The sequence below is a fragment of the Mucilaginibacter tolerans genome (assembly GCF_030519375.1).
Classification (GTDB): Bacteria; Bacteroidota; Bacteroidia; order Sphingobacteriales; family Sphingobacteriaceae; genus Mucilaginibacter.
The window spans coordinates 91,255-105,445 of record NZ_JAUMKB010000003.1; the positions used below are offsets into that span (position 1 = coordinate 91,255).

The 14,191-nt window shown below is 43.5% G+C and carries 12 protein-coding genes; 6 read left to right on the forward strand and 6 right to left on the reverse strand.

Annotated elements, in window-relative coordinates; all coding sequences use genetic code 11:
* Positions 1-12: 12 nt before the first annotated feature.
* Together gcvP and Q3A68_RS05130 are read right to left on the reverse strand one after the other, a co-directional pair.
* Positions 13-2,904 carry an aminomethyl-transferring glycine dehydrogenase gene (gene gcvP, locus Q3A68_RS05125; RefSeq protein ID WP_302899980.1) on the reverse strand — a complete coding sequence of 964 codons (2,892 nt, stop codon included), beginning with the start codon at positions 2,902-2,904 and terminating at the stop codon, positions 13-15.
* Between the two features lie 187 nt (positions 2,905-3,091).
* Entirely contained in the window at positions 3,092-3,814 is a 723-nt protein-coding gene (locus Q3A68_RS05130; protein ID WP_302899981.1) for a pyridoxine 5'-phosphate synthase, read from the reverse strand.
* Positions 3,815-3,903: 89 nt separating this feature from the next.
* Here Q3A68_RS05130 and Q3A68_RS05135 point away from each other — a divergent pair, with 89 nt between their 5' ends.
* The 5 genes from Q3A68_RS05135 (at position 3,904) to Q3A68_RS05155 (ending at position 9,380) form a co-directional block, all read left to right on the forward strand.
* Positions 3,904-4,896, forward strand: coding sequence for a polysaccharide deacetylase family protein (locus Q3A68_RS05135; protein WP_302899982.1), 993 nt, complete (start codon positions 3,904-3,906; stop codon positions 4,894-4,896).
* 167 nt (positions 4,897-5,063) lie between these two features.
* A complete protein-coding gene (locus Q3A68_RS05140) occupies positions 5,064-7,649 on the forward strand; it encodes a hypothetical protein (protein WP_302899983.1) in 2,586 nt (861 codons plus the stop codon).
* 60 nt (positions 7,650-7,709) lie between these two features.
* Positions 7,710-8,102: a hypothetical protein gene (locus tag Q3A68_RS05145; RefSeq protein WP_302899984.1), complete on the forward strand. Its 393-nt coding sequence runs from the start codon at positions 7,710-7,712 to the stop codon at positions 8,100-8,102.
* Between the two features lie 19 nt (positions 8,103-8,121).
* Positions 8,122-8,523: a DUF5655 domain-containing protein gene (locus Q3A68_RS05150; RefSeq protein WP_302899985.1), complete on the forward strand. Its 402-nt coding sequence runs from the start codon at positions 8,122-8,124 to the stop codon at positions 8,521-8,523.
* A gap of 95 nt (positions 8,524-8,618) precedes the next feature.
* A complete protein-coding gene (locus tag Q3A68_RS05155) occupies positions 8,619-9,380 on the forward strand; it encodes a carboxypeptidase-like regulatory domain-containing protein (RefSeq protein WP_302899986.1) in 762 nt (253 codons plus the stop codon).
* Positions 9,381-9,461: 81 nt separating this feature from the next.
* Here Q3A68_RS05155 and ahcY read toward each other — a convergent pair whose 3' ends face one another.
* From ahcY to Q3A68_RS05170, 3 genes are all read right to left on the reverse strand, one after another.
* Complete coding sequence (gene ahcY / locus Q3A68_RS05160; RefSeq protein WP_302899987.1) at positions 9,462-10,781, reverse strand: adenosylhomocysteinase; 1,320 nt, start codon at positions 10,779-10,781, stop codon at positions 9,462-9,464.
* A gap of 54 nt (positions 10,782-10,835) precedes the next feature.
* Positions 10,836-11,432, reverse strand: a complete 597-nt coding sequence (locus Q3A68_RS05165) for a bactofilin family protein (protein WP_302899988.1) — start codon at positions 11,430-11,432, stop codon at positions 10,836-10,838.
* A 61-nt stretch (positions 11,433-11,493) separates the two neighbouring features.
* On the reverse strand, positions 11,494-12,372 hold the full coding sequence (locus Q3A68_RS05170; protein ID WP_302899989.1) for a M23 family metallopeptidase: 879 nt from the start codon (positions 12,370-12,372) through the stop codon (positions 11,494-11,496).
* Positions 12,373-12,594: 222 nt separating this feature from the next.
* On the opposite strand from Q3A68_RS05170, the gene Q3A68_RS05175 reads away from it, so the two are divergent.
* Entirely contained in the window at positions 12,595-13,005 is a 411-nt protein-coding gene (locus Q3A68_RS05175; RefSeq protein WP_302900271.1) for a BrxA/BrxB family bacilliredoxin, read from the forward strand.
* Positions 13,006-13,732: 727 nt separating this feature from the next.
* Here Q3A68_RS05175 and Q3A68_RS05180 read toward each other — a convergent pair.
* Positions 13,733-14,185, reverse strand: a complete 453-nt coding sequence (locus tag Q3A68_RS05180; protein WP_302899990.1) for a 3-oxoacyl-ACP synthase — start codon at positions 14,183-14,185, stop codon at positions 13,733-13,735.
* Positions 14,186-14,191: the final 6 nt, after the last annotated feature.

Consider the following 14,191-nt stretch of genomic DNA (forward strand, 5'->3'; position numbering starts at 1 on the left):
CTTATCTATATATTATTCAATGACACTTTCCTCAAACTCATAATCCTCAAGTGGAGGGCATGAACAGATCAGCGTCCGGTCGCCGTAAGTATCGTTTACGCGACCAACAGAAGGCCAGAACTTATAAGTTGCCACATATGGTAATGGGAAGGCAGCCTTTTGACGGGTGTATGGATGTTCCCAATCGTTACCGGTAACTACAGCCGCAGTGTGAGGCGCATTCTTTAGCGGGTTGTTCGCTTTGTCGAACAAACCTTTTTCAATATCATCAATTTCATGACGGATAGCGATCATCGCATCGCAGAAACGATCAAGTTCATGTTTGGGTTCCGATTCAGTTGGCTCAATCATTACGGTGCCAGCAACAGGGAACGAAACTGTTGGTGCGTGAAAACCATAATCCATCAAACGTTTAGCAATATCGATCACCTCGATGCCTGCACCTTTAAATGAGCGACAATCCAGGATCATTTCGTGAGCACAACGACCGTTAGCACCGGTATATAATACAGGGTAATGATGTTTTAAGCGACTCTTGATATAGTTGGCATTCAGGATAGCATAACGGGTAGCATCAGTCAGGCCTTCAGCGCCCATCATAGCAATATAAGCATGGGATATGATCAGGATAGATGCGGAACCCCATGGAGCGGCTGAAACAGCGTGGATAGATTTGCCACGATCGATATCAACCACAGCATGACCCGGCAGATAAGGTACCAGGTGCTTAGCCACACCGATAGGCCCCATACCCGGACCGCCGCCGCCATGTGGGATACAGAATGTTTTGTGAAGGTTCAGGTGGCAAACGTCAGCACCGATGTTCGCGGGACTGGTTAAACCTACCTGCGCGTTCATATTGGCACCGTCCATATAAACCTGGCCGCCATTCTCGTGAATGATCTGACACACTTCAATAATAGCTTCCTCAAACACCCCATGCGTGGATGGATAAGTTACCATAAGGCATGAAAGATCATCTTTATGCTGTTCAGCTTTTTCTCTTAGATCATTAACATCTATATTTCCGTTCTCATCGCATTTCACCACCAATATCTTCATTCCGGCCATCGCTGCTGAAGCGGGGTTGGTACCGTGCGCTGAAGAAGGGATCAAAGCAATATTACGGTGACCTTCGCCCCTGTCATAATGATAAGCGCGGATCACCATCAAACCGGCATATTCACCTTGGGCACCGGCATTTGGCTGCAAACTCATGGCTGCAAAGCCGGTGATCTCTGATAACCAGTTGTTCAGTTCATCAAAAAGCTGCATATAACCGCCAACCTGATCGGCTGGTGCAAACGGGTGCATCTTGCTGAATTCAGGCCAGGTGACCGGTACCATTTCGGTTGTTGCATTCAGCTTCATGGTACATGAGCCCAGCGCGATCATCGAATGACACAAAGAAAGGTCTTTGGTTTCCAATGATTTGATATAGCGCAGCATCTCGTGCTCTGAATGATGTGAATTGAATATGGCGTGAGTCAGAAAATCCGATTTGCGTTGTAAAGCGGCGGGAATGACCGTTTCTACATTTGCTTTCAGTTCATCAAAATTGACATCACTCAAGGTTTTGCCTTTTACTTTGGCGAAAAAGCGAACCATGGTTTTGATATCTTCTGATGAAGTAGTCTCGTCGATTGAAATAGTCACTACCGAACCTTCATAGTTCAGGTTCATTTCGTTATTCAGCGCTTCCGCATGGAGCGGTCCAACCAGTTCACCCAGATCAAATTTCAAGGTATCGAAATAAGACTGGTTCAGTTGTTTATAGCCCAGTTTCTCTAATGATTGAGCCAGCAATACTGATAAGCCATGAATACGCTCAGCGATCAGCTTTATACCTTGCGGGCCATGGTACACGGCATAGCATCCTGCCATAATAGCCAGCAAAGCCTGTGCGGTACAAATGTTTGAAGTCGCTTTATCACGGCGGATATGCTGTTCACGGGTTTGCAAGGCCATACGCAAAGCGTAATTGCCCGCGCTGTCAATAGTAACACCGATAATACGGCCTGGAATAGAGCGTTTGTATTCTTCTTTAGTTGCAAAGAAAGCGGCATGCGGACCGCCAAAGCCCATTGGTACGCCAAAACGCTGGGTTGAACCAACCACCACATCGGCGCCCCATTCGCCTGGAGGGGTCAATAAGGCTAAGCTCATAATATCAGCAACTACGGTAAGTTTGATGCCCTTTTCATGTGCTTTTGCAGCAAAGCCGGAGTAATCGTATACCGCACCATGACCGGCAGGATATTGTACAATTGCTCCGAATATATTATTGTTCAGTTCAACCTCGCGGTGGTCGCCGATTTGGATCTGGATACCATAAGGTTCAGAACGTGTTTTTAAAATATCAATAGTTTGCGGGAACACTTCGTCAGACACAAAGAAGATCTTTGCGTCCTGGTTTTTGCGCAAGCTGTATTGCATAAACATCGCCTCAGCAGCGGCTGTGCCTTCGTCCAATAGCGATGCGTTGGCAATTTCCATCCCGGTCAGGTCTATTACCATGGTTTGGAAATTCAGCAACGCCTGCAAACGCCCTTGCGCAATTTCGGCCTGGTATGGTGTATACTGGGTATACCATCCGGGGTTCTCTAAAATATTGCGCTGAATTACACCCGGCACGATCACATCATAGTATCCCTGGCCGATGAATGACTTGAATACTTTGTTTTTTGATGCTGTTTGACGGAGCGTGTTCAGGTAATCGAACTCACTTTTTGCAGGTGGCAAGTTGAGCGGTTTTTTTAGCCTGATGTTGGATGGAATTGTTTGTGCAATTAATTCATCAAGTGACCCTGCACCAATCGTTTTTAACATTTGAGCCGTATCAGCGGCATTCGGAGCAATGTGTCTGTTTTGAAATTTCTCCTGATAATCTGTGTTCAACTTCATGAAATTCGATGTCCCCTTAAATTTTGCTGCAAAGGTACAATTTTAGAAATTGAGTAACAATCGGGTAACCTTATAGTGACAGTGATTTTACAGATGATTTGAACCTGAATTCATCGAATTATTGATTCAACAGAATAAACTATCAATCGTCAAATTCCACAAATTTTTAAATTCTGAAAATTCAAGCTCAGGCAATATTTAATTGCCTTAAATACATTTGTATAGTATTTTCCAATCCATAATAAAGTGCATCAGAAATTAGCGCGTGACCAATACTTACTTCATCCAAATAAGGTATATTTTCGGCAAAATACTTCAGATTGTGCAGATCAAGATCATGTCCGGCATTAATGCCCAAGCCCGCTCTATGCGCGGCTTGGGCAGCCTTAACATAAGGTGCAATAGCCTGTTCTTTATTTTGATGATATTGATGGGCGTAAGCTTCAGTGTATAATTCAATACGATCCGTTCCCGTTGTAGCAGCTGCCCCCACCATTTCCATCACCGGGTCGACAAATATGGATACGCGGATACCAGCATCTTTAAACACTTTGATCATCTCTTTCAAATACTCCTGGTTGGTTATCGTATCCCAACCGTGATTAGAGGTGATCTGTCCTAAAGCATCAGGCACTAAAGTTACTTGCTCGGGTCTATTGGCCAGCACCAGGTCGATAAACTTTTGCTCCTGGCAATTGCCTTCAATATTGAACTCGGTGGTAACTATCTTCTTCAGTTCAAAAACATCATGATAACGAATATGTCGTTCATCGGGGCGCGGGTGAACGGTGATACCTTGTGCACCAAAACGCTCGCAATCTTTGGCAACTTGTACCAGGTCGGGGTTATTGCCGCCACGGGAGTTACGCAGCGTCGCAATTTTGTTGATATTGACAGATAGGCGGGTCATTTAATCCAATATTTTTACAGCAGCAAATATCCTTATTACTTAACTAATAGCTGAAACAATTTTTGGATTCGTTTATTTGTGACTTTATTATGAAACCCCTGACCAGATTTTTATTCTTTTTATCCATTTTACCTATACCGACTTTAGTTCGCGCTCAGCAAAACTTCCTTGACATAACCAAATACGGGGTATACTACGGATGGGCACATAATTATCCGCAGGACTGGATGGTACTCCGCCGATTTGAAAACCACAACAAAGAATACTATCTACTGGTAAACCCACAAACTCTGCAAACCAAGGTTAACGAAAGCAGCTTTTATCAGGTGAAACCTATGACATTGGCTGAGGCGCGTACCGCCTTTAAAAACACGCCTTACGAAAAGGCCATCAGGAAAGCTGAAAAGCAATCGACAAGTATACAAGATGCAGGGATAGAACGGGGCATTCCTACTGAAGCTGGCATTAGTCTTACTGCTGACCTATGTCCGTCGCACAAGCCACTCGACCGCAGGATTTTCACCACAATATTCACTGAATTTAAGAAGGTGGAAAAACCGGCGCCCATTGCCTTATCCGTTAGTGGTTTGTGGATGCTGAACCACAAGGAAGATCTTGAATGGCTAAAACATTTAAGCAACGAGGGCGAAATACGGATTACCTGGATAGATCATTCCTACAATCATCGCGTAAGCAAAACTGCTCCGCTTAAAGAGAACTTTTTGCTGGAACCCGGTACAGATATTAGCTATGAAGTTTTAGCTACAGAGCAATTAATGCTGAAAAATGGCCTGGTGCCATCAGCATTTTTCCGTTTTCCAGGACTTATTTCGGATCAGCAATTGGTATACAAGATCACTGATTTTGGTTTGATCCCTATCGGCTCTGATGCCTGGCTGGCGAAGGGACAGCAGCCAAACGCAGGTAGCATTGTACTGATACATGGTAATGGCAATGAGCCTGTTGGCGTTGAGGATTTTATCAAACTACTCCGGTCAAAAACCAAGCAAATAGCTAAAAAGCAATGGCTGCTATATGATCTCAGTGAAAGTGTGGATGATGCAGCAGAAAGTTCAAAATAAATCGTGATAAAATTCCGTATTAACTACGCTATCAATTAGTTTGTTAACTTAAACTCAAGTATAAAAACAAAAACTCCTATCTTTAGGGTTTTAGACAAGTACCTAATTGATGTTCTGTTTGATGGCCCGCTATTTCAGGCATCATCAAACTAACTATCTGAATAATAATGAATAAAGTAAAAGGCGCACTTCTGTTTCTGCTGCTTTGGTCGTTCCATGGCCATGCCCAGCAAAAAAGGGCAGGCTGCATTTTGGGTAACTGCCAGGTCGGTATCGGGGCAATTGTTTTCCCCGACGGGCGAAAATATGGGGGTGCATTTCAGAACGGCAAGATGAACGGTGAGGGCACCATGACCTGGCCGGACAAAAAGAAATACGTGGGTAGCTGGAAAGATGACCGGTATTCAGGTAATGGCACTTTTACCTGGCCCGACGGACATTACTACCAGGGTGAGTGGAAATATGGCCTGAAAGACGGACAGGGAACAGAATTTTGGACCCAGAAAAAATACTATGTTGGTGGGTTTAAATTAGGAAAGAGAAGCGGCCAGGGCACCATGAATTTCCCTGATGGCAGAAGATATGTGGGTGAGTGGGCAAATGATACGCAAACCGGGCAGGGACTAGAGACCTGGCCTACGGGTGAAAAGTACGTTGGTGGCTGGAGCAACGACATGCGCGATGGGCAGGGCGCCAATGATTATGCTAATGGCAACCGTTACGACGGCCAATGGCAAGCCAATCAAAAGCACGGAAGTGGAACTTATACCTGGACCGACGGCAAGAAATATGTGGGTGAATGGGATAAGGACATGAAAAACGGCAATGGCGTGCAGACCTGGAAAAACGGCGAAAAGTACGTTGGCGATTGGGTTGACAACCAACGCGAAGGACGAGGCACACAAAATTACGCCGATGGCAGCAAATATGAAGGCCAATGGAAGGACGACAAACAAAACGGGCAGGGAATAGCCACCTATGCTGACGGCAGCCGGTATGAAGGTGAGTGGAAAGACAATAGGAAAAGCGGCACCGGGACGATGACTTTTGCCAATGGCACCAAGCATACCGGCATCTGGAAGGATGACGTGTTTGATGAATCGAAAGCAGTTACACAAGTTGCGACCCGTGTCGAGGCTTCAACTAAGCCTTCCTCAGCAGCCGCCGATCTGCATGTGACCGGCTTAACGTTTAACGACAGCATTGGTAATAAAAATAAAGTACTGGATGCCAATGAACGGGCTGAGATCAGGTTCACACTGGCCAACACTGGTAAAGCCACGGCCAACAACCTGATCATAGAAATACAGGATCTGAATTTCACCAAGGGTATAACTTATACTTCCCGGGAAACAATCCCGTCCTTAGCCGCCGGTGCTGAAAAAATTATTGAAGTACCGCTGACAAGCAAGGTAGATCTGCCTTCAGGCGAAGCAAATTTCAGGATACAGGTTCACGAAGGCAGCGGCTATGATGCCGGGCCGTTTTATCTTGCTTTCAGAACACGGGAATTTATTAAACCTCGTACGATATCCGGTGACGAAAAAACAGGCTGTATCCTGGGCGATTGCGCTGACGGTAAAGGCTCAATGGTGTTTGAGGATGGCAGAAAGTATACAGGGGGCTGGAGGAACGGACAAATGGACGGCAAAGGGACCATGATATGGCCCGACGGCAGAAAATATGACGGGGAGTGGAGAAATGGTCTGCAAAATGGGGAGGGCATGGAAATAGGCGCCGACGAAAGCAGGTACCAGGGTGAATGGAAAGATGGTGTTAAAGCAGGGCGCGGAACCTATATTTCGGCAATTGGCCGTAAATACATCGGCGATTGGAAGAACGACAAACAGGACGGAGAAGGCTTAATGACCTGGCCATCGGGACAGAAATTCCTGGGCAAGTTTAAGGATGGCATGAGAAATGGCAAGGGGCAGATGATATGGCCATCGGGCGAAAAATATGATGGCGAATGGAAAGATGATAAGCAGGACGGCCAGGGCACATTCTACTACAGCAACAAACAGGTGTATAACGGGGAGTGGAGCGACAACCAGGTAAATGGCATTGGCACCATGACCTACCCTAGTGGGAAAAGAAGCTCGGGCGAATGGCGAGATGGTGTATTGGTAAGAGAAGGCGCTACGACTAAGGAAAAAGAAGCAACTGTTAAAGATAAAAATCAGCCTAAAGAAAAGCCAGCTGTTGTCGCAACTCCGGTACAGGAGAAACCGACTGTCGTAAATACACCACCCAAGGAAAAACCGGTTAATGCCGCTAACAATACAATCACAAATAGTAGTACCCCAACCAAAAAACACAATACACCTGTAAATGAACCCAAACAGGGAGAAATTCAAAATGTTCCGAAACCAAAATCGCCTGCTGTACTAGAGATTGCCAACGCGCAATTTGTGGACAATGACGGGAATAAAGACAATGTGCTCAATATTAATGAAAGTGGCGAGATTAGGTTTATTTTATCCAATCAGGGACAAGGTGATGCCTATAATATGGTGATCCTGGTTAAGGATGTCAACGATATCAAGGGCGTGGAATATAGTTCTAAGTTTACCATTTCACATTTGGCTGCAGGCGGGCAGACAACGGTTAAGATACCAGTTAAAGGTAGCACCGATATGGATACCGGAGCTACCAATTTCAATATCAAAATATCTGAAGCGAATGGCTCCGATGCCGATCCTTTTTATGTAAACTTCAGAACAGTCGGCAAAAACCCGCCGCAGGATAACTGATCGGCATAAACCTTAACAAGATTTAACATGTAGCTGTAATTTAATTACTTAGCTTTAAGGATGAAATGCGCTATCCTTATTACATTAATCCTGACACTGTTTTCTTTTGGTGGACAGGCTCAAACTATCGTCCCGGCAAAAGATGCATTAAAGCATATGGGCGAAAAAGTAACCATCTGCGATAAAGTATTTGATGAAAGTCTGAAACCATTTGTGATTGTTCTATATCTCGGCGGCGACCGCTCCAACCAATTACTAACTGTCGTCTGCAGAGCCGCCGGTAAAAACAAATCAAAGCATTTTAATGCCCCCTATAAGGGAAAAGAAATTTGTGTGACCGGCGTTATTACAAAAGACCATGATGGTAAACCAATTGTCAAGGTGTCTGACCCTGCGCAGATCAAACCTTTTATGGTAGACAACATGCTGGATACCAAGCCTTCTTTACATTAAGATTTCGATCTTTGTTTGCATGAGCTGGATATGTCCAAAATGCGAACGCGAGCTAAAAGGGCCCAATCAAATGCATTATTGCATTAAGGTTAGCCTGGATGATCTGTTAAAAGGCCAGAGCGACGAGCTTGTTCTGGCAGTAGATAAACTGCTCGCAGAAATTGCCGACTGGGATGGTGTAACCATAAGCTGCTCAAAGAACTATATTGTGTTTGTCCGCAATCAGACATTCTTTCTAATCAAACCAATGAAAGGTTTGTTGGATCTTAAATTTTATTCGGAAAAATTACCCGGAGACCCCATCGTTACTAAAAGCACTTTCTATTCGAAGAAGTATGAAAACCATATCCGGCTGACTTCTTTAGACAAACTTACTCCACGGGTATTTGCCCTCATTAAACAGTCATATGACCTATTATAATCTGTGTATGAAAGCATTGTGTTAAGTTTTGTTAAAAATTAGCCATCAACTAAAATAACCGTTATTTTTATACTAAACCTGATCTGCCCGTTGCAATGAAGAGTTTAAAGCGTTCTATAGTACTCTTGCTGATGGCATCTTGCCCAACACTTTATGCCCAGCAATTAAGCGGTCGCGTACTGGATCGCTATACCCTGCAGTCTATTCCGCATGCGACCATAATTACTCAGAAACAGACGACTTTTACTTCGGAAAAAGGGATATTTACCGTTTATGGACTTCGCCGTGGGGACACCATCAAAATCACTTTTGTAGGATATAAACCGCATTTCCTGATTTACTCGCAGAAAGTAACAGATACCATTCCTATTTATTTAGATCAAACGGCAACGTCACTAAAAAGTGTCGTTATCATTGGCAAACGCCCTTCCAATACCGATTCGGTCAAACTAAGAAAAGAATTTGCACCGGTATTCGCTTACAAGGGTACCGCCTTTAAGGATGTTTTTATGCCCAATTCGAGTTATATTAAACCTTATAACGACTTTATCACATCAACTCATAGTACCGCGACGCTGCTGAGTGTTAACCTGCTCCAGGTTATCGACTGGCTTGGTAAGAACAAAACGACAACATCAAAATTACAGCAAACACTGCTTAAAGATGAACAAAACAATTATGTCGAACAGGTCTTTTCCAGGCCAAAAGTAGTTGAGCTAACCCGTCTGAAAGGCGATTCTTTGCAAAATTTCATGGACAAATACCGCCCTTCGTCAGCAGTTGCTCATAGAATGAATGATTACGAGATGATGATCTATATTAAGAAGTGTTATGGGGAGTTTGTGAAACAGGAATAACATACAAAAAAGGCACGGTCCTAAAACCATGCCTTTATGTTTTTTATCCTGCCTTAAAACTCAGGACTTAAGACTCACGACTTAATAACGGTAGTACTCTGGTTTAAACGGACCATTTACCGCTACACCAATGTAATCAGCCTGGTGCTGATCCAGTTCTTCCAGTTCCACGCCAATCTTAGCCAGGTGCAAACGGGCAACTTTTTCGTCCAGATGTTTTGGCAAGGTATATACTTTGTTTTCGTATTGATCACTGTTTGCCCAAAGCTCTAATTGAGCCAGGGTCTGGTTAGTGAATGAGTTACTCATCACAAAGCTTGGGTGTCCGGTTGCGCAACCTAAGTTTACCAGACGACCTTCAGCCAATACAATCAGGTCTTTACCATCAATAGTGTATTTATCCACCTGTGGTTTGATCTCTATTTTGCTATGTCCATAATTAGTATTTAACCATGCCATGTCGATCTCGTTATCGAAGTGGCCGATGTTACATACAATGGCTTTATCTTTTAATGCACGGAAATGCTTCTCGCGAACGATATCGCAGTTACCTGTTGCAGTTACCACGATGTCCGCTTCAGGGATTGCATTTGAAAGTTTCTTCACTTCGTAGCCTTCCATAGCCGCCTGTAATGCACAGATCGGGTCAATTTCAGTTACGATAACGCGAACGCCTGCGCTGCTCAGTGATTCTGCTGAACCCTTTCCTACGTCACCATAACCGCAAACTACGGCTACTTTACCTGCCAGCATCACATCGGTTGCACGGCGGATGGCGTCTACTAAAGATTCGCGGCAGCCATATTTATTATCAAATTTTGATTTAGTAACCGAGTCGTTTACATTGATGGCAGGCATTGGTAAAGTACCCGCCTTTACACGATCATATAAGCGATGCACACCGGTAGTAGTTTCTTCTGACAAGCCTTTGATGCCTGCGATCAGTTCAGGATATTTATCCAATACCATGTTAGTCAGGTCACCTCCATCATCCAATATCATATTTAATGGCTGACGGTCTTCACCAAAATACAGGGTTTGCTCAATGCACCAGTCAAACTCTTCGGCATTCATACCTTTCCAGGCATAAACTGAAGTACCGGCAGCAGCAATTGCAGCAGCGGCATGATCCTGAGTTGAGAAAATATTGCATGATGACCAGGTAACTTCCGCGCCTAGAGCCTGCAGAGTTTCAATCAAAACTGCGGTCTGGATGGTCATATGCAGACAACCTGCGATACGGGCACCTTTTAAAGGCTGCGACGGGCCATACTCGGAACGCAACGCCATTAAACCCGGCATTTCTGCCTCGGCAAGGCCAATTTCTTTGCGACCCCACTCGGCCAACGATAAATCTTTTACTTTGTATTTGGTGTAAGTAGTTTCAACAGATGACGACATATCATTTAAGATTTTTGAATTGCAAAGTTAAGCAATAGAAATATCTTAATGAAATCAGGCAGTTGCTTCTGCTTTTACCGCCTCTTTATTTACAATACCGTTTTCAGGCTTAATACTCCTTGTGATAGCTCCATTTTCGGACTTTGCCTCTTTTGAACCATTGGCAGCCTCCGGTTTCATAACCTTGGCACCATTTTCAGATTTACCATTTTTATGAGCTGCACCGTTTTCGGATTTAGCATCTTTGGCAGCCACAACATTCTCAGGCTTCATACCCCTGATAGCCGTATTGTCATGCGTTGGCGACATTGAAAGCTTACCATTATGCGAACCTCCTGGTTCAACCTGCAGCACCTGTGTTTTTATATCACCGGTAATGCGGCCCGAGCCCTTTATCTCTAATAAATGGGTATTCACATGCCCCTGAACAACGCCGTAAATGATCAATTCCTTAGTGATAACGCTTCCCTTTATCACACCTTTTTCGCCTAGTATCAGTCCTTCGTCGATGGTTACATCGCCGATTATCTGTCCTTCTATCCGCACATTGGCAGGTGCTCTCAGATTTCCCTCAAAAACACAACCCTCGCTGATCAGGGTAGATATTACCTGCTGACTCAGATCTACTTTATTTTTTTTTCTAAAAAACATAACCGTAGTTTTATTTAGTTACTGCCGACTGAAACCTACCAATCAGCATTTCACTAAGGATTTAATTGTTTAACGTTAAAAACTTCACAGGGTTAATGGGTTTTCCACTTTTTCTTACTTCATAATGTAAATGGCTACCTGTTGAGCGCCCGGTTGAACCAACTTTGCCTATCACATCGCCGGTTCTTACTGATTGCCCTTCTCTCACATCGATATGTGATAAGTGCCCGTAAAGTGTCTGAAAATCATTTTTATGCTGAACAATGATGCAGTTACCATAACCACCTTTTCTGCCGGTAAAAACCACATTACCGTCAGCTGTTACGTGTACCGGGTCGCCCGTAGCGCCACGAAAATCAACACCGGGGTGTAATTCTGCACTTTCTCCATCGAACGGATCACTGCGGTAACCAAAAGCCGAGGTAATAGAGCTTAAACGGGGATAACCCATTGGTGTAAATGCCACGCTGTTAAGCAAACGGCTCATATATTCGTCATATAGTGAGTATTTTTCATTATCGCTCATAGTGTTGGAGGCAATGTTTTTGTCACCGCCAATTGAGTTGGTAGAAAAACCTTTCAATCCTCTTTTTCTCAAGTAATCGTTTATTTTTTCAAGTTTACTTTGTATAGATTGGATATAACCACTAGCCGAATGGGTTGATGCGGTAGCCGCATCAGTCAATGCTGTTGCGGTTGATACTTTGCCCCTTAGTTGGGCAATTTGGGTCAAAAGTTTCTGTTTTTCCTGTTCGCTTTCATTGTCTTTTGAGTTCAGATAGGCAACGGTTCCGACAAGTGCGATGATAACCAATACTACTGAAGCAATGTAATGTTTAATTCTTTTCAGGTGCTTGGTTTTTACCCGGATGGCCTGGGTTTGCTCCTGATTTTTGTTGACAATGATGATGGTGCTGAAGTTTGTAAGTTTCAGGTTCATATCTTAGTTAGGGGGTTAAATAGGGTATGAATATAAGACAATAGACGCACAAAAAACCAATTTATTTTGACTTCCGTGCGCAAAAAATAGTCTCCCTCACAACAAAAATCAGTATTAGCTCTTTATACGGGTTTAGTCAGCCAAATGTTATTATTGTGTGCAGAAATATTTTACTTTTAAATCATTTAGTACTTTTGCCAAAATTAATTTTTAAAAGCGATGATGTATCCGGAATATCTGGTTGCCCCGATGAGGGAGGAACTGACAAGAGTAGGTTTTGAGGAATTAAAAGATGCTGCTGCTGTAAAAAATGCTATTGAGAGTGAAGGCACTGTGTTTGTGATGGTAAATTCGGTTTGCGGTTGTGCTGCTGCCAATGCACGCCCGGCTGCAAGAATAGCATCACAAAATGCAAAACACCCTGATAAACTGGTAACCGTTTTTGCCGGGATGGAGAAAGATGCTGTTGATACCGCACGTAACTATATGTTGCCTTACCCACCGTCTTCGCCTGCAATGGCCTTGTTTAAAAATGGCAAGCTGGTTCACATGATCGAGCGTCACCAAATTGAAGGCCGTCCGGCACAAATGATCGCCGACAACCTGATTGGCGCGTTTGAACAATATTGCTAATCTGACGACAGGATATAATTGTGCTTCAGGAATAAGAAAGCTGGGAAATTTCCAATTTTCTTATTCCCGAAAGTGCATTAGCGGGAGTATCATAATTCAAGCAGGGGTATTTGTTTAAATTATTTAGGATTAAAAATCACTCTTCCCGCAATCTGCCCATTTTGATAGACCCATCCAAATATAGGAGGGTCGAAATGATAAGGATTACTACCAACTGCTTCATACCATAAAAATAACGAATGGAATCCTCGTCTTAATAATATTTTATCAACATTCCCATGTTAATTGTTAACTATTATTGGTTGATAATGAGCCAGCTAAGGCATTTTCCTATAAATTAATTAGCCTAACTTTTGTTTGATAAATAAACCTTTAAGCAAGACTTAAATCAAGCGGCTGATGGGATAAAGTGATCCTAGTGTTTTCACGGTATTTGCCGCGTATTAACACGGGTGTGCTACACAGCTCACGTAAAACAATCGATACAAAAGCTTATTCTATCCCATATAGTATTAATTATTCACCACTTGAGAAAAGCGACAAAAAAGTGTTCTCTTATTTAAACCAAAAAGTGGCACTTTAAATTACACTACGATGCGTTCAAAGAGGCATATAAGAAGAATTTATTGGGCAAAGTTTTTAATGTAGATAATTGCATTGGCGACAAGGAGTTAATAGATAAAGCCAAAAACATTGCCGGGGAGCTGAGAAAGCATATTACCATCCATTAAATTACTTCCTTCACCTTATAATTTTTGCCGTTCAGGCTAAATTCATCACCTATTGTGCGGCCCAGCAACTTACTCCCTATCGGCGATGCTGGTGATACCGCAAAATAGCCTTCCCCATTTAAGGTAAGAGCACCAGCACTGATAGCTAAATAAAATTTCCCGTTATCGGTTATCACCAGGCTACCCGGCGTTGCAGAGGAAGAAACCGAGTCAACATTAATCTGATTTAGGGCTATCAGCAACTTATTTGCTTCGTTTAACTGAGCCTGGTTCCGGTCGGTCTCCTGCTGCATCATTTCCCGCCCGGTTTCATACTTGTCGCCAGCGCTGCTCTTTGTTTCTTCATTAGCTGACTGCTGCGCATCATCAATTGCCTGTTTCGCAGTTTCAATACGCATCTTTGCATAATTGACGCAAAGCGTATACAAGTCCTTTTTTAGGTTGGTCATAATTGG

What these genes read in the sequence shown, in the direction of transcription:
- Q3A68_RS05165 (WP_302899988.1), bottom strand. Translation starts at nt 11,432, where the DNA reads ATGTTTTTTAGAAAAAAAAATAAAGTAGATCTGAGTCAGCAGGTAATA.
- Q3A68_RS05135 (WP_302899982.1), top strand. Translation starts at nt 3,904, where the DNA reads ATGAAACCCCTGACCAGATTTTTATTCTTTTTATCCATTTTACCTATA.
- Q3A68_RS05150 (WP_302899985.1), top strand. Translation starts at nt 8,122, where the DNA reads ATGAGCTGGATATGTCCAAAATGCGAACGCGAGCTAAAAGGGCCCAAT.
- gcvP (WP_302899980.1), bottom strand. Translation starts at nt 2,904, where the DNA reads ATGAAGTTGAACACAGATTATCAGGAGAAATTTCAAAACAGACACATT.
- Q3A68_RS05130 (WP_302899981.1), bottom strand. Translation starts at nt 3,814, where the DNA reads ATGACCCGCCTATCTGTCAATATCAACAAAATTGCGACGCTGCGTAAC.
- Q3A68_RS05180 (WP_302899990.1), bottom strand. Translation starts at nt 14,185, where the DNA reads ATGACCAACCTAAAAAAGGACTTGTATACGCTTTGCGTCAATTATGCA.
- Q3A68_RS05170 (WP_302899989.1), bottom strand. Translation starts at nt 12,372, where the DNA reads ATGAACCTGAAACTTACAAACTTCAGCACCATCATCATTGTCAACAAA.
- Q3A68_RS05140 (WP_302899983.1), top strand. Translation starts at nt 5,064, where the DNA reads ATGAATAAAGTAAAAGGCGCACTTCTGTTTCTGCTGCTTTGGTCGTTC.
- Q3A68_RS05175 (WP_302900271.1), top strand. Translation starts at nt 12,595, where the DNA reads ATGTATCCGGAATATCTGGTTGCCCCGATGAGGGAGGAACTGACAAGA.
- ahcY (WP_302899987.1), bottom strand. Translation starts at nt 10,781, where the DNA reads ATGTCGTCATCTGTTGAAACTACTTACACCAAATACAAAGTAAAAGAT.
- Q3A68_RS05145 (WP_302899984.1), top strand. Translation starts at nt 7,710, where the DNA reads ATGAAATGCGCTATCCTTATTACATTAATCCTGACACTGTTTTCTTTT.
- Q3A68_RS05155 (WP_302899986.1), top strand. Translation starts at nt 8,619, where the DNA reads ATGAAGAGTTTAAAGCGTTCTATAGTACTCTTGCTGATGGCATCTTGC.